Origin of the sequence: Dorea sp. 210702-DFI.3.125 (genome assembly GCF_020560945.1) — a bacterium.
Taxonomy (GTDB): Bacteria; Bacillota; Clostridia; order Lachnospirales; family Lachnospiraceae; genus Dorea; species Dorea formicigenerans.
Genome location: NZ_JAJCNF010000009.1, coordinates 43,788 through 62,534 on the forward strand (window position 1 = coordinate 43,788; position 18,747 = coordinate 62,534).

The following is an 18,747-nucleotide window of genomic DNA, read 5'->3' on the forward strand; positions in this document are numbered from 1 at the left end:
ATCAGAGAGGTTTTCTCAATCGTATTATTGAATGGGAATTTTAGAATGATTTTGTACATAGCTTTGTAAAAAATGCTTAATAGTTTCTTTTCTCAAGGTACGATTCTAAATAACACCTAAGTCCAACATATGCGCCCTGCAAAAGTACAAAAAGCAATAGAAGATTTACTGACAGTGCTTTTTTGATTGCTTCTCCAAAATAAATGATGACAGCAGCACTTGTCAGTATCATCAGTAGAGTAATGACATCCCAACACTTTTCCCTATATAATTCTATAACCTTTATTTCTATCAGTATCGCCAGTATCCCTGTTCCTGCCACACATATTCCTACAATCAATATTAGCAATATCCAATATACCATTCCGGCTATAAAAGGATTTGGAATTTTTGTGCTAATCTGTGCCACAGATTGCCCGACCTCAATCGTCCAACCGATAAAAGTTTGTATGAATGACGCTGCATCATGGAAGAATGATTTGCAATCGGAAAGGAGCACATCTGACTGTACTGCCTGAAAAAGAGTGGTTGTCAGCGAATACCATGCAAGAAGGAACAAGGTTGTTTGGAACATTACCGTTTTTGCTTTATATTGTCCTGCAAGTCGCTCTTTTTGTGTTTCGTATTTTGCTTTTGCATTCTGATAGTCTGTCCGGTCACAGGCTTCACATTTTTCATAGAGTACCGGCTTTTCTACCGGTATCTCTACGATTTTCTGATGTGTCCGGGCATAATCCCGTTGTTGTGTTAAGCATCGTATTTTATCTTGACATTCCCCTATCGTGACGTTTGCGCTTCGCAGCTTCTCTTTCTCGTTCCGCAATGCTCTGTCTGCTAGCTTCAAGTCGTTCTTTAATGCTTGAATATTCCCGGCTCTGTTCTCTTTGTTTAATTTCTCGTTCAAGGTCAGAGATTCGTTGAGCTGCGTCTTTAGTTCCACGATAAGCTGGTCTTTCTGTTCCAGTTCTTCTTGTATCTCCTCGGTCAAGAGGAGAAGTTCTTCCAACTGTTCGGCGTTCTTTGATTCTCTGGATTCGTTCATCTATATCACGTCCTTTCTCTATCTGCTGTTCCAGTTCAGCAATTCGGTGTTCTGTTTCAGTAATAAACTGTTTTCGCTGTTCAGTTTCTGTACCAATTTCTGCCATTGCTGATTTTCGTTTTCCAAAAGTTCTATCTTCGTTTTCTGTTCTTCCATCTTGGAAAGCAGTTCCTCGGTATTTGGCAAAATGTTGAGCAGCTCGGATAACTCGCTGTTTAATTTTTGCAATTTCTGATTCTGTTCCTGCATAAGAGAGAGTTGGGTGTCCCGGTTCTACATTTCCAGAATCATTTCTGCCATTAAGGTCTGCTGTTCTTCGATTTGCCCAATCATGGATTCCATTAAGGGTATAATTTCCCGGCTTTCTTCTAATGTCATTTAATCGCTCCTTCCATAATGATAATGCACCCGATACTTTTCCAAAGGTGTCCAGTATCTTTTGCAATAACGTGTTTTGTTGTTTTATGATTTGATTTTCCGCTACTTTCCACGAACCTTTTATTTCCTGCCCGGCAAGAAACTTTTGTTCAATCTTTCTTGCGTCAGCGCCTTCATGGATGGTAGGAATCTGGAGTTTTCCCTGTTTTTCATAAGAACGGTGATCGACCTGATTATGCAAAGGAAGATGTTCATTACACACCTTTGCCCATTCACTCCGCCACAGTTCACAATTTTTTGGATTGTTCCATCCGTTAGCATCGGTCAGCACCCGTTTCCATTGCAGGCGGTTTCTTGCACCCATCTTCTGAATTCCGTTTTCGTCTAATACAGGGATACGGATTCCATGACGGTCAGGGTTTTTCTTATCCTGCCACCAGTTCGGATGGGATTCATCAATCACGATATTTCCGTTTTTATCTCTGAGAAAATCCCAATCCTTGACTTCTTTCTTTCCCCAAGAATGATCCGGGTTAAAAGGACGCATAGTCAGAAGCAGATGGACATGGGGGTTGCCATCCCCTTTATCGTGGATACTCCAATCAGCACACATTCCTCTATCTACAAAAGTTTTTTGAATATAGTCAGTTGTATATTGAATTTGTTCCTGTCTGTTCCATTCTTTGGGAAGGGCAAATTCAAATGACCTGCCAAGTTGGGCATCTGCATTTTTTTCAATCTTCAATACCTCATTCCATAACCTTTGTTTCTGAAATGTGATTTTAAATTTTTCTAAAGCAGCTTCTTTATCTTCTGATCTTTTGTATCGGACAGATTTTTGAAAGCGTTTTATATTTTCTTCTGGTACTATCTGCCATTCAGGAGGTGCGTTTTCACACATCATCAGCCGAGTGTAGACCACTTCTTTTTTAGAAGTGTAATAACTGATTCTCCCGGTTTCCTCGTTTTTCATCACATCCCCATTGAGATATGCGGAAGCGGAGATAACAGATTTCCCTTTACTTCGTCCGACTATTTTGACTGTGTAATGAAAAATCGCCATGTCTGGATTCCTCCTTTCTGCACATCCGGCATAGATTTCCGGCAACATTGCTTTCGGTTTTAGGAAAAGCAGCATTGCCGGAACGCCCTCTGCGTAAGAGTGCCCTGCGCATAGCAGCCTGCATGGAATGCGCCTCTCTGGCGAAGAGTGCCTCCTGCGGCATGAGCAGGTCTGGCTGAAAGCCCCGCCGACGGAACGAGCCCGGCAAGCGTGAACGCAGACCGGTTGCCACTTGTGGCAAACTTATTGGGACGACCTCTGGTTGTCCATAAGTGCGCCCTTCATGAAAAAGCAATGAAGGGAATGAAAAACTCATCCCCTCCGCCATTACACTTCCTCCATATCGGTATTGACTTCTTTCTGCATTGCCTTTGAGAAAAATTTCCCGTTGGCTTCCTGCCTTTTCAGAAAACCAATCAGCTTTGGGATGTCTTCTTCCTCAATAGGCGCACCGAGAACGGATTCCACCGCACCGCCAATCTGACAGAGCCTATGGGTTCGTTTTTTACTTTCTTCGGCTTTCTTTCGCTTCAGAAGTTCTTTCTTCTGTGCCGCATATCGTTTCGCCTTTTCAAGGCTTTCCTGCTCTTTCTTTTCCATTTCAAGCATTCGTGCTTCATAACTTTTTGTTGATTTTGCCATTCTTACATTCTCCTTTCCTTCACAAACATAAGTTCTTGGTTGCGTATCAGAAGAAGCACATGGTATAATCTTCTTGCGTGTAGGTATATCATGGCTTCGGTCTGATAGAACCTTTGGCGGTTTCTTGGGAAGCCGCCTTTTTAATTTGCCGCAGTTCTTGTTACGGCTTTTACATTTCCTCTATCCCTCAAATCACGACCTTCATTCGCTTCCATAAACATTTCCAGAATATCGGTTTTAATCAGGACTTTACGACCAACCTTTAATACCGGAAGTTTCTTCCATTCTACAAGCTGTCTTAAGGTGTTTCTGCCGATTCCCGTATAGTCGGCAGCTTCTTCGATGGATAATGCAATTTTTCTTTGCGTCATATAATCACCTCCTTATAAATTGCATTATGCAACTCCTGTGATGTAAGTATATCCTTTTCACATCTTTTTGTCAAGCGTTACGAAATGTTAAAAATAAATATTGCATTGCATATTGCAATTTCGGAAAAACAATGCTATAATTCATACATACCGAAAAAGGAGGCAGTCAGCATGAAAGATAAAGAATTACGCAAGCTGATAGGCAGCAGAATAAAACAGCGCCGTCTGGAATTGAATCTGACACAGCCTTATGTCGCAGAGAAGATGGGAGTTACCGCTTCTACAATCCTGCGTTATGAGAATGGTTCGATTGACAATACGAAAAAAATGGTGCTGGAAGGTCTTTCGGAAGCACTCCATGTATCTGTGGAATGGCTCAAAGGGGAAACAGATGAATATGAAACCGACATTACGGATAAGAGAGAATTACAGATTCGTGATGCGATGGGAGATATTCTGGAACAGTTACCGCTTGCCCTTACCAAAGAAGAAGATGCTTTTTCAAAAGATTTATTACTGCTGATGTTAAAACAATATGGTCTGTTTTTGGATTCCTTCCAGTTCGCCTGCAAAAACTTCAAGGGAAATGCTGGTCAGACGGATATTGCCAAAACAATAGGGTTTGAATCGAATGAGGAATATAATGAGATTATGTTCTTAAGGGAAATCACTCATACCATCAATGCTTTTAATGAGATGGCAGACATTGTAAGGCTCTATTCCAAGAAACCAAAAACAGCAGAACAAAGGCTTGCAAATCTTTTATCAGAAGTCTTATACGAAGATTCCGAATCGGTATAGTAAGACAACCGGAGTTATGATATACTTACACGCACGAAGCATTTCATCAGTTCCGATTGTCTAATATCGAAAGGAGACATACGATTATGGCAAAAGGATCTGTAAGAAAAAAAGGAAAGAAATGGTACTACCGCTTCTATGTAGAGGACGCAAGCGGCAATCTTGTTCAGAAAGAATGCGTTGGAACAGAAAGCAAAAGTGAAACTGAAAAACTGCTCCGTCAGGCAATGGATGATTATGAGAAAAAGAAATTTGTTGCCAAAGCGGATAATCTCACAGTCGGACAGCTTTTGGATGTGTGGGCAGAGGAGGAATTAAAAACAGGTACGCTCAGCAATGGTACGGTGGAGAATTACCTCGGAACAATCCGAAATATTAAGAAACACCCATTGGCAGAACGTAAACTGAAAAATGTAACCTCTGAACATTTGCAATCTTTCTTCGATTTGCTTTCCTTCGGGGGAGTTCATCCCGATGGAAAAGAGAGAAAGGGTTACAGCAAAGATTACATCCATTCTTTTTCCGCAGTCATGCAGCAATCATTCCGCTTTGCAGTATTTCCAAAGCAGTATATTACGTTCAATCCTATGCAGTATATTAAACTGCGGTATCAGACGGATGAAGTGGATTTGTTTTCTGATGAGGATATGGACGGAAATGTCCAACCAATTTCACGAGAAGATTATGAAAGACTGCTTGCTTATCTGCAAAAAAAGAACCCAGCCGCAATACTTCCAATCCAGATAGCCTATTATGCCGGGCTTCGTATTGGAGAAGCCTGTGGTTTGGCATGGCAGGACGTAAATCTGGAAGAACAATGCCTTACCATAAGACGCAGCATCCGATATGATGGCTCAAAGCGCAAATATATCATCGGACCAACCAAGCGGAAAAAAGTAAGGGTTGTTGATTTTGGAGATACACTGGTAGAGATTTTCCGTAATGCCCGGAAAGAGCAGTTAAAAAATCGAATGCAGTACGAAGAACTTTATCACACGAACTACTACAAAGAGGTCAAAGAGAAAAACAGAGTGTACTACGAATATTATTGCTTAGACAGAACGCAGGAAGTCCCGGCAGATTATAAAGAAATTTCTTTTGTCTGCTTAAGACCGGATGGTTGTCTGGAACTTCCGACTACTTTGGGGACGGTATGCAGAAAGGTGGCAAAAGCATTAGAGGGATTTGAAGGCTTTCATTTCCACCAGTTACGTCACACCTATACAAGCAACCTTTTAGCAAATGGAGCAGCCCCAAAAGATGTACAGGAATTGTTGGGACACTCAGATGTCAGTACCACAATGAACGTCTATGCTCACTCCACAAGAGATGCGAAACGAAAATCGGTTCGGCTTCTTGATAAAGTGGTAGGCAATGACTAAAAAATTTCCCTTATTTCCCTTGTGATTATCTCATAAGGGCAAAAATAAGGGAAACTACATATCATTTCACTAATGAACAGGCGGGAAAGCCTGTAAAATAGGGAAAGTTAGAGGAATAATTATATAAATTGCAGTTTGTCGAACGGATGAGATACAAAAAAACATATAAGAATAATCAACAAGGCAGGTGGTTTTATAACAAGACTGTCTGCCTTCTTTTATGCCAGCAGAGGCTATTTCAAAGGGGCATCCAAAAGACATACAATATATAGGCTCAAATGGCGAAAGTGCCCATTTGGGCCTATTATTGCATGAATTCATATGTTACATCCAGAGCAAGATCCACCCGTGTATTACAGTATTGTCATTTTGACAATTTTGTATTACTTACGAGTAGCAGACTTGATGGGGATTACGTCTCCATACCCACGTGAAAATATAATTGCTGGCAATTACATTTTAGCAGACACGCAAGCGTTTCTGAGTAAGCGTCACAGACAACAAAATAAGGAAATTTTGATAAGGCATTCACCTGGAATGGGTGAGTGTTTTTTTGTTTTTAAGTATTCAATTAACCGAAAAAATAAAAAAATTTTCATCAGGGGGCTGTAAAAATGCCTCTCAGCGTTTCGTTTTATGTAAGGGTATTTTGGACAGGAAAAAATAAAAAAATTTTTATCAAGAACCTGTATTTATGCCCTTCATCTTTTGAATATGTGTAAGGACATTTTTGAGCCGGTATAAAAATGATTTTTACAACAGTTAGAAACAGAAACGAGGCGAGAAAAGAATGAAATATGAATACATGAAGGAGTCAGAGCAGATGCTTCAGTACTTCCAGTTTCCGAAGTTTTTGCTAAAGCTGCGAATTTCTCAAACTGCAAAATTTCTTTATATGGTTTTGTATGACCGGGCGCGGATATCGAGAAAGAATAGCTGGATAGATAAGTATGGAAATGTTTATCTGATTTTTCCGATAGATGAATTGTCTGTTCAAATCGACAAATGCAAATCTTCTGTAAAAACAGCATTGAAGGAATTAGATGATGTGGGACTATTGGTTCGCAGATCCGGTGGATTTTCAAAACCCAATCATTTATATGTAAAAATTCCATCGGATGAGATTAGTTTACGGCTGGTTGAGAATAAGGCGGTTGAAAAGATGGCTGTAACAGAGGCGGAAAAACAACCATCATCTAGCTGTAAAAATGGCTGTGCAGAAGCCGGAAATGTGGCACCTAGTAAAGTAACTGAGAAATATAAAAGTAATAAATATCATGAAGTAAATTATTGCTATGGGGAAGGAGAGAGTTTGTGATGAGAGAAGAAGATACCGTATGTGTAGGCAGTGATGGTTTGCAATATTGCAAAGTCTGTGGGGAAGCGAAAGAAGCATTTTTTCCTAAGGGTGATTTTATGGGGATGAAGAAACATTCCAGGCAATGTGCTTGTGACAGAAAAGCGTATGAAGAAGAACAAAAATATTTTAAAGACAAAGAGCACCGGGAATTAGTCAGCAGAAATACGAGCATCTGTTTTGACGAGAGCAGAATGGAAGAGTGGACATTTGAGAATTGGGATTACGATACATATAATTTATCTTGCGAATTTACGATAAGGTAAAAACTCTCTACTTCATAAGCATGAAATAAAAAAAACCGCTTATGAAGTAGAAAGTTCTCATGCCATTTTAACGGCGGTTTTGAAATAACAATCAAAACCGTCGTTTTCTTTATTAAAATTTAAAACAGAGGACATGTTAAAATCCTGCTATTTGGGGACACGACGGTATCAAGGAGGTATCGCCATGTCTTTTTTTCTATGCCCTAATGGGTTACTATCAAAAAAAGCCATTACCCACCAACGGGGTATTCCGGCTATGTAGATGAACTGTCAAATCAATTAAGCTCCTTTGAGCAGTTAAAAAAATATTTGGAGGAAAACGCTGATGAATGGATTGAATGGTAAACCGACCGAGTACCCGGAAAATGCCCTTGTTCCTTATCCTGTTATTTTGGCGGCGAGCAAAGGCGACCCGGACGCAATGAAGATTGTATTGCAGCATTTCAGCGGCTACATAGCAAGTCTTTCCATGCGAAAGCTCTATGATGAGCGAGGAAATGTTTATTTTGGAGTAGACGAAGAAATACGCGAAAGGCTGCAAGCAAAACTAATGAGGGCAATCCTCACATTTAGGGCTGAATAAACCAACAAGGTATTGGAACGCTTCCCCCTTTTCCGTTCCATATCGCAGAACAGCCCTCTGCTCTTTGACAAAGAAAGCGGTGCAATAGAACGGCGACGCAGTATAAGGCAAATCAGATACATTCGATGTATGGGGAGCCGTTGGGCTGATACGCCATGACCGAAAGGAGGGACAAAACGAGCGAAAACTATCAGCGTTCCAAAGCAGATTTAGCAACTCTGTCGCCACAATCCATATATCGGTATAATGATACTCCTTTACCGCCGTAGTCCGAGCGTTAGAAGCGTCGCAGACAACGGGTAGAGCTGCATGAGAACCATGCGGAAGTGAAATTCTTGTGAGGTTTGCTAAAACCGTCTGATGAGCCTTTATAATTTTACAATAGTTTTATAGTTCAAGAAAGGGGAGAGAATAAATGAATAATGAAACACAGGTACAGATACAAAATAAGTTTTGTTTAACGATTGATGAAGCAGTAATTTATTTTAATATTGGAGAAAAGAAATTAAGAAAACTTGTTTCAGATAATTTGGACTCCGGTTTTATTATTCAAAATGGAGTGAAGTTTCTTATCAAAAGGAAACGATTTGAAGATTTTCTGAATGACCTGACAGCAATTTAACAAATATAGGATAATCAGTAGCCATATCGGATAGGCTATATAGTCTTTCCGCTTTGAGTGCTGCTTGATAAAAGGATAGAAAAAGGGCTTTGCTTATGATATAATTTAATATATCGTGGCGAGGCTCTTTTTGTACGAAAGGAGCATAGACATGAGCGGAAAAAGACGAGATAGCAAAAATCGTATTCTTCGCAATGGAGAGAGCCAACGCCGGGACGGACGATATGCGTTCAAATATATTGATACAACAGGTAAACCGCAGTTTGTTTATAGTTGGAAATTAGAAAAGACAGATAAGACACCACAGGGAAAGCGCGACGACCTTTCATTAAGGGAAAAGGAAAAGCAGATAATGAAAGCGATTGATGATGAAATCGTCCCGCGTGGTGGGGAAATGACCGTTTTAGAACTGGTAAAGAAATATCTTTTACAAAAAACGGGAGTACGGCATAACACAGAAGCAAATTACAATTTTGTTCTCAATATTATTAAGAAAGAGGACTTTGGTAAAAAGCGGATAGATAAAGTGAAACTGTCCGACGCAAAATGTTGGCTGATAAAGTTACAGCAGGACGGGCGCGGGTATAGCTCTATTCATTCTATCAGAGGTGTTGTAAGACCAGCTTTTCAAATGGCGGTAGATGATGATTTGATACGCAAAAATCCGTTTGAATTTCAGCTTGCTACGGTTGTTGTAAACGACAGCGTAACAAGAGAAGCAATTACAAGAAAGCAAGAACGAGCATTTCTTGAATTTGTGGCAAATGATAAGCACTTTTGCAGATATTATGAGGGGATTTTTGTCTTATTCAAAACAGGGCTTCGTATTTCAGAGTTTGTGGGATTGACATTATCAGATTTGGATATGCAGAATAGAAAAATTAGTGTCAATCATCAGTTACAAAGAAAACGGAATATGGAGTATGTAATTGAAGATACAAAGACTTCTTGTGGCACAAGAGAAATCCCTATGACAGATGAAGTTTATAAGTGCTTTCAACGTATTATTTCCAGTAGAAAGAAACCGAGGGTTGAACCTATTGTAGGAGGTAAATGTGGCTTCTTATATTTGGATAAAAACGATATGCCTATGGTAGCCTTGCACTGGGAAAAATACTTTCAGCATATTTGCGAGAAGTATAATAGTATTTATAGAGTGCAAATGCCAAAGGTTACGCCACACGTTTGCCGTCACACTTTTTGTTCTAATATGGCTAAAAGCGGCATGAACCCTAAAACTTTACAGTACCTCATGGGACATTCTGATATTAGCGTCACGTTAAATACTTATACACATATAGGCTATGACGACGCGAAAGAGGAACTGAAACGGGTAGTAAATGGCGAGTAGTAAAATGAGTATTCAGCCCTTAATTTACTACTTTTTGTACTACTTTTGAGGTAAAAGATGTGCTAATTTATGCTACGATATGCCACGAATGAGAGGAAACAGCAAGCGAAAGAAAATGCCGATACATCAAGGAAATACAGTAAATTCAAGGAGTTTTACATAGATGATTAGAGTATTATTTATTTGCCACGGCAATATTTGCCGATCAACGATGTCTGAATATGTTATGAAATATCTAACAGACCAGGCGGGGCTTGCCAGTGAATTCTATATTGATTCGGCTGCAACTAGTCGTGAGGAGATTGGTAATGGTGTTCATCATGGCACGAGACAGAAGTTAAAAGAAGTAGGAATTCCGTGTGGCAACCACAGGGCACGGCAGATGATGAGAAGAGACTATGAAGAGTTTGATTATATTATCGGTATGGATGCGTGGAATATCCGAAATATTATGAGAATCATCGGTTCAGATCCAGAGAAAAAAGTTTCTATGCTTTTAGACTACACGGATCGTCCGGGAACAGAAATTGCTGATCCGTGGTATACGGGCAATTTTGATGCGACCTATGATGATGTACTGGAAGGTTGTACAGGATTGTTAGAGCATTTGAAGAATACCGAGGCATTCTTGAATTTATAACAAAAAATAACTTGAAGGAGTGTAAGAGTGATTTATGAAAAGTTTGTCTATGAGAAATAGATGTGTAATCGGATTTACGCTGTTTTCCATGTTTTTTGGAGCAGGCAATCTGATATTTCCGCCGCTTCTGGGTGCTGAAGCGGGCAGCAGTACGATACCGGCTATGGTTGGAATGTTACTGACGGCGGTGGTATTACCTGCTCTTGCGGTGATATCTGTGGCAAAGCATGATGGATTGAAGAATTTGGCGGGAAGCATACACCCGGCATTTGCGACAGTTTATGCGGTGCTGATCCATTTGTTAATCGGACCTTTTGTTGCAATTCCAAGGACAGCATCTACCAGTTTTGAGATGGCGGTCGTGCCATTTTTATCTGACGGAGTCAGTGCTGAGTCTTTATTGATTATGCGGTGTATATACTCGTTTACATTTTTTGTGATAGCAACGATAGTCGCGCTGAAGCCAACGAGACTTAAGGATTTACTGGGAAAAGTAATGACACCGATTCTGTTGATTTTGATTGCAGTTATTTTCGTGGGAGTTGTTGTAAAGTTCCCGACAGTTGTAAGACAGGCAGATGCGAGCTATAAAGGGCATGCGCTTCAGCATGGTTTTGTCACGGGATACCAGACAATGGATATTTTAGCGGCATTTAACTTTGGTGCAGTTATAGCTATGAACATTGAAGCATTTGGTGTGAAGAATCGGAAAGGTGTGGCTAAAGAGACGATTCTGGCGGGAATTGGAGCTGGAATCTTACTTTGTATTGTATATAGCGCAACAGCATATGTTGGTGTATTGTGCAGTAGTAAGGTCGGAAATGTGGAAAATGGAACGCAGATTCTGACTTATGCAGTTCACGCATGTTTTGGCATCTATGGAAAAGTATTGATTGGTATTATATTTTTCATAGCATGTTTTAATGTATGTGTAGGTTTGCTATGTTGCTGTTCTGCATATTTCCACGAATTAGTTCCGAAGATTTCGTATTTTAAATGGTTACTTGTCTTTGCTGTCTTCAGTTTTGTGATTTCCTGTGCGGGATTAAATGCGATTTTAAATGTATCATTGCCGATTCTGAAAGTGATGTGTCCTATAGCAATTGCATTGACTTTTTATGGTCTTGTCAGACGTAAAAGGCAGTAATAAATATTTATCTCAGTCGAGAAGATTAAGTACGTTTGACTGAAATAGTGAAAAATCTGTAATATGGAGAATTTTAGAAATATATCAAAATCTCCTATATTACAGATTTTTTAGTTACATATGGATGTAGTTAAAGTGCTCTAAAAATTTATACCTCGCAGGATCGAGAAAATGTGCAGAAGATTATTTTAGTCAAATAATTCTTTCAACATAGCAGCATCAAATGTAACAGAGGATACATGATTTACCTCGATTTGATATAGTGCATTTGCTGCGATATGCTCGGCAGCCTGCTCCAGATCACGGATTCCAGTCGTATCTGAGAATTTTTCAATAATAGTGTCCAGAGCTTCTGGTGACACGATACATTCGCTTTCTTTTAAACTCATACGTTTTAAAATCTTTGGCAGTGCAAATTTGGAGAAAATAACTTTCTTCTCTTCTGGTGTGTAATCCGGAATATCAATAACAGCAAAACGTGACATTAACGGTGCACTGATCTGGGATTTATCATTGGCTGTTGCGATTGGATAAACACCGGAAGTTGGAATCATACACTCAATGTAGTTGTCTGTAAATCCAAGATTATCTAATAGTGTCAACAATACATCGGCTGGATTTCCATTTCCTTTACCGGAAGCAGCTTTGTCAAGCTCGTTGATAATGAAAACCAGGTTAGATTCTCCTGCCATTGCAAATGCATCCATAATAATACCGGTCTTGGCATTTGCGTATATACGGGAACTTCCGGTCAACTGTTCCGGGTCATTGATGGAGCTCATATCCAAAGTTGTCCAAGGCAGTTTAAGGATTCTTGCAACAGCGTAGGCAATTTGAGATTTTCCTGTTCCTGCAGGTCCTACCAGGAGAAGTCCGTAAGCCGGAAGGGTATGTGTACGGTTAATCTGGATGATTGTCTCTATAATACGTTGCTTTACGCGTTCCATACCGTAGAGTTCTTCGTCTAAGATACGTCTTGCTTCATCAGGATCAATTGATTCAAAATAATCTGTCTTCCACTGGATATTCATCATAATAGAAAGCGCACGCTGTGCGTGGCGTCGTTCTTCCGGGGATACTTCGTGGGATTTTGCAACTGCCAGATTACGTCTTGCCCAGAGACGGATGTTATCAGGAAGAGTTCTTCCGGCACAAGTAATGAAGTCGGTAATACTCTGAATACTTGTAAGTTTCATATCATCACCGAGTTCAGAGTCTTCCTCTTTCAGCGTCTCATCAAGCGGGGCGCTACTGGAAAAGAGCCGTTCCATCATAAACTGAAGGAAACCGTCTTCAGCAGATAATTTTGTGGCACCGCCATAGGCAATTTCACGAATTTTGTAGACTGCATAACCGTCTGGGAGGTTCTTACCGGACAGACGAACGTTGATATGATTTTCGCCGAGCCATTTGATCAGGCTTACAAAGCGGGAATCAATCTGAAGAATATTGGCACTGATAATGCCATCTTCTTCTTCAAATTCAAATGCTGTGTGCTTTGCAGGGTTTGTGAATACACCGCAGGAATGATGAGCCCACTGGCGGGGAGCATTGTCCAGAAGAAGAATCGGATCTTCCGGAGTAGCAACATTTTTATCAGAGTGAAATGTAGTGTAAGTAACTTCGGTTGTTGTCGTTGTTGATTCAGGATTACTAAAATCAAATACTGGCATGAGAGAGTCTCCTTTGTAATTTATTTTTCTAAGATACTATGGATAGATTCATGCGATACATTTCGTAATTCTGATATCTTACATGAATTGTGCAAATACGGACGCACCAATTACAGTGATAAGTCCGGATACTACGATGGACAAGCTGCTCATTGCGCCTTCAATATCCCCAAGCTCCATAGCCTTGGAAGTTCCGATTGCGTGGGAAGCAGTGCCGATGGCAATACCCTTGGCAATAGGTTCTTCGATTTTGAAAAGCTTACATACGCTTTCTGCACACATATTTCCCAGTACACCTGTTAATACGATGATAGCAACGGTGATGGAAACGTATCCTCCAAGCTCTTCTGATACACCCATTCCAATCGCAGTTGTAATAGATTTTGGAAGAAATGATACATATTCCTGATGCGTAAATCCAAATAGGACTGCCATGGCAAGAATACTTCCAAGGCTTGCAAGTACACCACTGAAAATACCGACTGCAATTGCTTTCCAGTTGGATTTCAATAATTCAAACTGTTCATAAAGCGGAATAGCAAGGCAGATTGTAGCTGGTGTAAGCAGATAAGAAATGTATTTCGCTCCTTCATTATATACCTTATAATCAATTCCGGAAACTGCTAAAACAGCAATTACTATAATTACTGAGATAAGGAGCGGATTGAAAATGGCAAGTTTGAATTTCTGTTTTAATAATGCGCCAATTCCGTAGGCGAGAAGGCTTAACATTACCCCGAAAAAGACAGAGTTGTTAAAAAATTCCATAGCTACATTCCCCTTCCTTGACAGACAAAGCTTTTTTTAACGCTGCTTTTTTTGAAGCGGAATAACGAATCATATATTGAGTAGTCATGCCAGAGACAGCCATAACAAATATAGTAGAGAAAATAGTAACAACAAGGTACAGAATCCATACTGACCGAATAATATCCCATGCTTCTAAAAGTCCTACAGCAGCTGGAATAAACATTAGTGGCATGATTTCAATCAGAAATCGACCTGTTTCTTCAATCTCTGAAAGAGGGAAGAAACCCAATTTTAAACAGGTGAACATCAATATAATTCCATAGATGCTTGCAGGAACTGGAAGCGGAAGTACATGGTTCAACAATTCTCCGATGAAAGAAAAGACAAGAATAATCCCGAATTGTTTCAAAAATTTCATTTGTAAAATCTCCTTATTTCTTATTTAATATGTAGTTGAAAAGTAATGCTTGTCTATCGTAGCACACACGAAAGATGGTATCAAGGGAAAAACTTTGCAAAATATAATGATACATTTTATCGTAGTTTGTGTAAATTTCCTAAAATAAAAAAGAGATGATTTAACAACAAATCAACGAACAAAATTATGACTATCTTGATAGGAAGGTAAAATTTTTGGGGGAAAGTTATAATCCTGAAAACACTGTATTTACGGGGGTTTTCGGGGATTATAAAAAGTTTTTGCAAAAAAAATAAAAAAAATTAAAAAAAAGGGTTGCCAAAACACTTGCGCTATGATATTATAACATTCGTCGCGAGTGATACACACGAAAAACACACAAGCGATAAAGAATATGGCTCCATGGTCAAGCGGTTAAGACATCGCCCTTTCACGGCGGTAACACGGGTTCGATTCCCGTTGGAGTCATTTTTATTATGCCGATGTGGCTCAATTGGCAGAGCAGCTGATTTGTAATCAGCAGGTTATCGGTTCGAGTCCGATCATCGGCTTAGTTCCTAAACGGGACTTAATGATTTTGGACCTTTAGCTCAGCTGGTTAGAGCAATCGGCTCATAACCGATCGGTCCTGGGTTCGAGTCCCCGAAGGTCCATTTATCTGGCCCAGTGGCTCAGTTGGTTAGAGCGCCGCCCTGTCACGGCGGAGGTCGAGAGTTCGAGTCTCTTCTGGGTCGTTGATATCATTTGTATGATATCACGTTTATTTTTTTGAATATGGGATCATAGCTCAGCTGGGAGAGCATCTGCCTTACAAGCAGAGGGTCATAGGTTCGAGCCCTATTGGTCCCATTTTGCGACGAGAGATTGTTGCAGAATTTTAGATAGTTTAGTCGCAAAATGTGACACGCGCTCCGCGCGATGCATACAGCTCTAACGAGTTGGCGCAGAAGCTAGAATGCCGCAGTGGCGGAACTGGCAGACGCACAGGACTTAAAATCCTGCGGGACTTATACTCCCGTACCGGTTCGATTCCGGTCTGCGGCATTAGTTAAAAATGGGAGAAACGTTGAATTTACAGCGTTTCTCTTATTTTTTTGTTTTAAAATGTTTGAACACCTTTGAACACTTTATGATGAAATACCAAGATTCTGAAAAGCAAGCCTGTCATTCTTCCTCTTATTGACATTCCGCAAGTAATGCAATGTTGTAGCTGTCTCACTATGTCCCATTAAATAACTAAGGGTTGTAAGATTATTTCCGTCAAAAGCTGTTGAAGCATTGTAAAAGCGGATTTTATGACTGGAATGATAAGGAACACCGGCTTCTTTGCAATATTTCTTCAAACGGCGATTAAAGCTGTCTGTTGTCATAATCTCGCCGTTGGGTTCAAAGACATATATTCCATTTGGATTTAATTCCTTTGCTTTGTGAAGAATTTTAAGTGCTTCGTCTGTAAGGAACTGTTTACGGAATCCATGAGAAGTATTTCCTTTCATTTGATTTACTACTTTTACTTTTCGGCTTGAGAATGTTAAATCATCATTCAATGTACGTTCACAGGTCGCCTGTCTGTGAAGATATACAAGCCTGTTATTGTAGTCAATATCTTCCCAACGGATAGCTTTTGTTTCTCCAACACGGATAAAGAGATAGAAAGATAACTGTATTGCAAGAGAATATGGTTCTATGATACACCGAAGATAATTTAATAACTTATGCGTATCATCACGGGAAAATACATTGTCACTTTGTACTTCTACTGGCTTATAGGTAAACTGTTTGAAATTCACATCAGAGACAGGATTATGTGATATAATTTCTTCTTCAATCGCATAACTCATGATTCCATTCAAAACAGAACGGGCATTACTGACTCGCTTGTGCGTGAACTGTCGGTCTTTTGTAGCTTCTCTGAAAAAGCGGATAAGCGTGATTGGTTTGATTTCGCCTATCTTCATTTTAACAAGTTCTGTATCTTTGAAAAATCTATTCCATTCAGATACATATTCTTGAATTGTTTTTGCTTTTACGGAAGTATAATCTCTTTTATACAAAAGCCATTCAGCATATAATTCTTCTAGTGTGACATTCTGACGGTTTTCAGCTTTCTGCTTTTCGATATAAAATCTGATGATTTCTTTTTCAAGGTTCTCTTTACTCTTCCTCTTAACAGGACGGCGTTTGTTAGGTTTGGTTTCATCGGGTAAATAAGTACGCCAGCTTTTTTCTGATTCCGAGTAATAAATTTCATATTTGTGATTCTTCAAGATTTTTTTATTTGCCATAATTTTAAAATCTTTGAAGACTTCATCTGTGGTCATGTTAGCACAGGTGGCTAACGTATTCAATAATGTTATATCTGAAAACGTAACGGGATTATCCATAAGATTCCCCCTTTACGCAAGGATTTTCTTTTTTAATTTTGATGTAGATAACACTGCTGTCCTTTAAGCATGAACCAGTAGATAAGAAAGCGTTGGTATCGTAAATTTGCCTTGTGTATTCTTTCTGAAAGACGATATTTTCTTTTTGTAAGTCATGTAAAATGTCTTCGGTCAGCATGACTTTTGTTTCGTGTGGAACTTTCAGATTTTGAGATTTAAAAAAGGCTTTTTTCTTATGTTCTTTCAAATCAAGGTCTTTTCCAAAATACTTGCTAAGATAACGACCTCTGTTTTCTTTGCTGTCTACATCAATGCGATTGATTTTAATAAATCCATGTGACCATAAATTCTGTAATTTTTCTTTTGCTATATACGGAAAATCAAAGAAAATAACATGATAATGGATTGCTCCACGCTTCTGTTTCTCCCACGTTGCAAGGTATTTTAATAACTGGGTTTTGGTATGGTACAAATAATAATTTAATCGCTGGATAAAATACTTAAATTCACGGTTAGTTATCAGGATTTCCTGAATGTTTTCTTTAAATGTCAGCGTTACAAATTTTGTTTTGTTATCAAAGTTGCAGTCAACAATACGGGCAATATCCCAACGAGCCTGTTCGTAATGTTTCTGCTTGCGTTTTAAACTGTCATATTGCTTATGAGCTGACATTTCATCAAATTTTTTTCGGTTACTTGTGTCTGTTAAATCTGCCTTTTCTTTCGAGTGAATAAAAATAGGGTTTTCGTAAATATATACTTCTTTTGTAGTAGGAGTTTCAATGATTTTCGTATTGTATGCAAAACACTCTTTTGTTTTGCTCACGAATCTCACCTCATATCCCAATTTTTGTAATGAATGTTCCGATTGTTTTCGGAAGATGTTGTTTTATATATCAAGTATAGAGGTCAGCCAGTTCAGCACCTATGACGTTGTCCGGCACTGACTGGCTGACATAGTAGGGAAATTATTTCATTCCCACTTTTCTGATATTGGAAGCTTCTGCTTTGACAGAAAGACGTCCATTATAGAGACTAGCCCAAGTATGTAATCCATCAAATGAGACTGGAATCTGCCCTTTTTGTTCAAGTTCTTCGTTGGTAACAATCGCTGTGTTAGCTTTAATGCCTACTTTGACTTTTTCAAACTTTAATTTTGGAAGAAGAACTGTATAGTAGAATCCTAATTTTTCTTTTGTAGAAAAGTCTACCCAGTCAGAAACTTCTACTAACTGAAATTCCTCTTGCAGTTTGTCTGGATTTAAAATAAAGTCATTTCCTCTAATCATCGTTTCACCTCCTTACGAATATCTGATTATCAGATATTAAGATAATCTTATGATAAAACAAGCGTTACAGAATGTCAATAGAAAATATCTGAATATCCGATAAAAAGATTGACAGAGAAAATTTGATGAAATATAATGTGCTTATAAAGGAGGTTCGCTATGAATAAAATAAAAGAATTGCGGAAAGAAAAGAATATAACCGTTGCGGAACTTGCAAAAGAATTAGGCATTTCACAAAGTATGCTTACGAACTATGAAAATGGAAACGGAACGCCGAGAGATGAATCTATATGGGAAAAATTATCACAGATATTCGGCGTGAGTAAAAGCCACGTTATGGGATTAACTACGGATATTGAAACAGCAAATAAGACAAAACAGTTGAAAGTGGTTGTGGATACATCTCAGCCGATCTCAATACAACCGAAGAATCAGACAGACCTTGATGTATTGATAAAACTGGATTTGATAGACAGTGAAGACATGGAAGAAGTGTCAGAATTTCTTGATAAACTGTTGGCACAGGAGAAATATGAGGGACGGAGAGAATCAAACGTTAAATATGTCGTTGAGTAGAAAATGCTTCTC

19 protein-coding genes, 6 tRNA genes and 2 pseudogenes are annotated in these 18,747 nt (G+C 39.2%); 16 read left to right on the forward strand and 11 right to left on the reverse strand.

The window, feature by feature from the left end; translation table 11 throughout:
• Positions 1-76 precede the first annotated feature (76 nt).
• From LI164_RS06085 to LI164_RS06100, 5 genes and pseudogenes are all read right to left on the reverse strand, one after another.
• The gene (locus LI164_RS06085) at positions 77-823 is read right to left on the reverse strand and encodes a DUF6040 family protein (RefSeq protein WP_006858470.1); all 747 of its coding nucleotides are present in this window, start codon (positions 821-823) and stop codon (positions 77-79) included.
• Entirely contained in the window at positions 762-2,483 is a 1,722-nt protein-coding gene (locus tag LI164_RS06090) for a MobA/MobL family protein (protein ID WP_227086890.1), read from the reverse strand. The genes LI164_RS06085 and LI164_RS06090 overlap by 62 nt, the downstream gene beginning before the upstream one ends.
• A pseudogene (locus LI164_RS16300) lies at positions 2,453-2,811 on the reverse strand (hypothetical protein). Before LI164_RS16300 ends, LI164_RS06090 begins: the two are co-directional and overlap by 31 nt.
• On the reverse strand, positions 2,811-3,125 hold the full coding sequence (locus LI164_RS06095; protein WP_006859613.1) for a hypothetical protein: 315 nt from the start codon (positions 3,123-3,125) through the stop codon (positions 2,811-2,813). Before LI164_RS06095 ends, LI164_RS16300 begins: the two are co-directional and overlap by 1 nt.
• Before the next feature lie 140 nt (positions 3,126-3,265).
• Positions 3,266-3,496 carry a helix-turn-helix domain-containing protein gene (locus tag LI164_RS06100; protein WP_004843519.1) on the reverse strand — a complete coding sequence of 77 codons (231 nt, stop codon included), beginning with the start codon at positions 3,494-3,496 and terminating at the stop codon, positions 3,266-3,268.
• 171 nt (positions 3,497-3,667) lie between these two features.
• Between LI164_RS06100 and LI164_RS06105 the strand changes: the two genes are divergently transcribed.
• The 9 genes and pseudogenes from LI164_RS06105 (at position 3,668) to brnQ (ending at position 11,645) form a co-directional block, all read left to right on the forward strand.
• On the forward strand, positions 3,668-4,297 hold the full coding sequence (locus LI164_RS06105) for a helix-turn-helix domain-containing protein (protein WP_015529844.1): 630 nt from the start codon (positions 3,668-3,670) through the stop codon (positions 4,295-4,297).
• 86 nt (positions 4,298-4,383) lie between these two features.
• Positions 4,384-5,679, forward strand: coding sequence for a tyrosine-type recombinase/integrase (locus tag LI164_RS06110; RefSeq protein WP_006859611.1), 1,296 nt, complete (start codon positions 4,384-4,386; stop codon positions 5,677-5,679).
• Between the two features lie 790 nt (positions 5,680-6,469).
• Positions 6,470-6,997, forward strand: coding sequence for a replication initiator protein A (locus tag LI164_RS06115; protein WP_005330978.1), 528 nt, complete (start codon positions 6,470-6,472; stop codon positions 6,995-6,997).
• Positions 6,997-7,254 (forward strand): annotated as a pseudogene (locus LI164_RS06120) (AAA family ATPase); the annotation flags it as partial. The gene LI164_RS06115 and the pseudogene LI164_RS06120, both read left to right, overlap by 1 nt.
• A gap of 373 nt (positions 7,255-7,627) precedes the next feature.
• Positions 7,628-7,885 carry a helix-turn-helix domain-containing protein gene (locus LI164_RS06125; protein ID WP_006858660.1) on the forward strand — a complete coding sequence of 86 codons (258 nt, stop codon included), beginning with the start codon at positions 7,628-7,630 and terminating at the stop codon, positions 7,883-7,885.
• A gap of 415 nt (positions 7,886-8,300) precedes the next feature.
• A complete protein-coding gene (locus LI164_RS06130; protein ID WP_025578905.1) occupies positions 8,301-8,507 on the forward strand; it encodes an excisionase in 207 nt (68 codons plus the stop codon).
• Positions 8,508-8,658: 151 nt separating this feature from the next.
• On the forward strand, positions 8,659-9,858 hold the full coding sequence (locus tag LI164_RS06135) for a site-specific integrase (protein ID WP_173904074.1): 1,200 nt from the start codon (positions 8,659-8,661) through the stop codon (positions 9,856-9,858).
• Positions 9,859-10,021: 163 nt separating this feature from the next.
• A complete protein-coding gene (locus LI164_RS06140; protein WP_227086891.1) occupies positions 10,022-10,498 on the forward strand; it encodes a low molecular weight protein-tyrosine-phosphatase in 477 nt (158 codons plus the stop codon).
• A gap of 49 nt (positions 10,499-10,547) precedes the next feature.
• Positions 10,548-11,645 carry a branched-chain amino acid transport system II carrier protein gene (brnQ, locus tag LI164_RS06145; RefSeq protein ID WP_227086892.1) on the forward strand — a complete coding sequence of 366 codons (1,098 nt, stop codon included), beginning with the start codon at positions 10,548-10,550 and terminating at the stop codon, positions 11,643-11,645.
• A 188-nt stretch (positions 11,646-11,833) separates the two neighbouring features.
• Here brnQ and LI164_RS06150 read toward each other — a convergent pair whose 3' ends face one another.
• The 3 genes from LI164_RS06150 to LI164_RS06160 all read right to left on the reverse strand — a co-directional run bounded on the left by LI164_RS06150 (position 11,834) and on the right by LI164_RS06160 (position 14,486).
• Positions 11,834-13,318 (reverse strand): AAA family ATPase, encoded by a 1,485-nt coding sequence (locus LI164_RS06150; RefSeq protein WP_005330986.1) that lies wholly within the window; start codon positions 13,316-13,318, stop codon positions 11,834-11,836.
• Positions 13,319-13,396: 78 nt separating this feature from the next.
• Complete coding sequence (locus LI164_RS06155; RefSeq protein WP_005330987.1) at positions 13,397-14,086, reverse strand: LrgB family protein; 690 nt, start codon at positions 14,084-14,086, stop codon at positions 13,397-13,399.
• On the reverse strand, positions 14,073-14,486 hold the full coding sequence (locus tag LI164_RS06160) for a CidA/LrgA family protein (RefSeq protein WP_005330988.1): 414 nt from the start codon (positions 14,484-14,486) through the stop codon (positions 14,073-14,075). The genes LI164_RS06155 and LI164_RS06160 overlap by 14 nt, the downstream gene beginning before the upstream one ends.
• A 396-nt stretch (positions 14,487-14,882) precedes the next feature.
• Between LI164_RS06160 and LI164_RS06165 the strand changes: the two genes are divergently transcribed.
• The 6 genes from LI164_RS06165 to LI164_RS06190 all read left to right on the forward strand — a co-directional run bounded on the left by LI164_RS06165 (position 14,883) and on the right by LI164_RS06190 (position 15,530).
• Positions 14,883-14,954: transfer RNA gene (locus LI164_RS06165), tRNA-Glu, on the forward strand.
• Positions 14,955-14,964: 10 nt separating this feature from the next.
• Positions 14,965-15,037, forward strand: a tRNA-Thr gene (locus LI164_RS06170).
• 28 nt (positions 15,038-15,065) lie between these two features.
• Positions 15,066-15,139 (forward strand) — tRNA-Ile (locus LI164_RS06175).
• A 7-nt stretch (positions 15,140-15,146) separates the two neighbouring features.
• Positions 15,147-15,220: transfer RNA gene (locus LI164_RS06180), tRNA-Asp, on the forward strand.
• A gap of 42 nt (positions 15,221-15,262) precedes the next feature.
• Positions 15,263-15,335 (forward strand) — tRNA-Val (locus tag LI164_RS06185).
• Between the two features lie 108 nt (positions 15,336-15,443).
• A tRNA-Leu gene (locus tag LI164_RS06190) sits at positions 15,444-15,530 on the forward strand.
• 83 nt (positions 15,531-15,613) lie between these two features.
• On the opposite strand, the gene LI164_RS06195 is transcribed toward LI164_RS06190, so the two are convergent.
• The 3 genes from LI164_RS06195 to LI164_RS06205 form a co-directional block, all read right to left on the reverse strand.
• Positions 15,614-16,870 carry a tyrosine-type recombinase/integrase gene (locus LI164_RS06195; protein ID WP_004845968.1) on the reverse strand — a complete coding sequence of 419 codons (1,257 nt, stop codon included), beginning with the start codon at positions 16,868-16,870 and terminating at the stop codon, positions 15,614-15,616.
• Positions 16,863-17,696, reverse strand: a complete 834-nt coding sequence (locus LI164_RS06200) for a Rep protein (RefSeq protein ID WP_173794097.1) — start codon at positions 17,694-17,696, stop codon at positions 16,863-16,865. The genes LI164_RS06195 and LI164_RS06200 overlap by 8 nt, the downstream gene beginning before the upstream one ends.
• Before the next feature lie 142 nt (positions 17,697-17,838).
• Positions 17,839-18,159 carry a hypothetical protein gene (locus tag LI164_RS06205; RefSeq protein WP_005330993.1) on the reverse strand — a complete coding sequence of 107 codons (321 nt, stop codon included), beginning with the start codon at positions 18,157-18,159 and terminating at the stop codon, positions 17,839-17,841.
• 159 nt (positions 18,160-18,318) lie between these two features.
• Between LI164_RS06205 and LI164_RS06210 the strand changes: the two genes are divergently transcribed.
• Positions 18,319-18,735, forward strand: coding sequence for a helix-turn-helix transcriptional regulator (locus LI164_RS06210; RefSeq protein WP_005424130.1), 417 nt, complete (start codon positions 18,319-18,321; stop codon positions 18,733-18,735).
• Positions 18,736-18,747 lie beyond the last annotated feature (12 nt).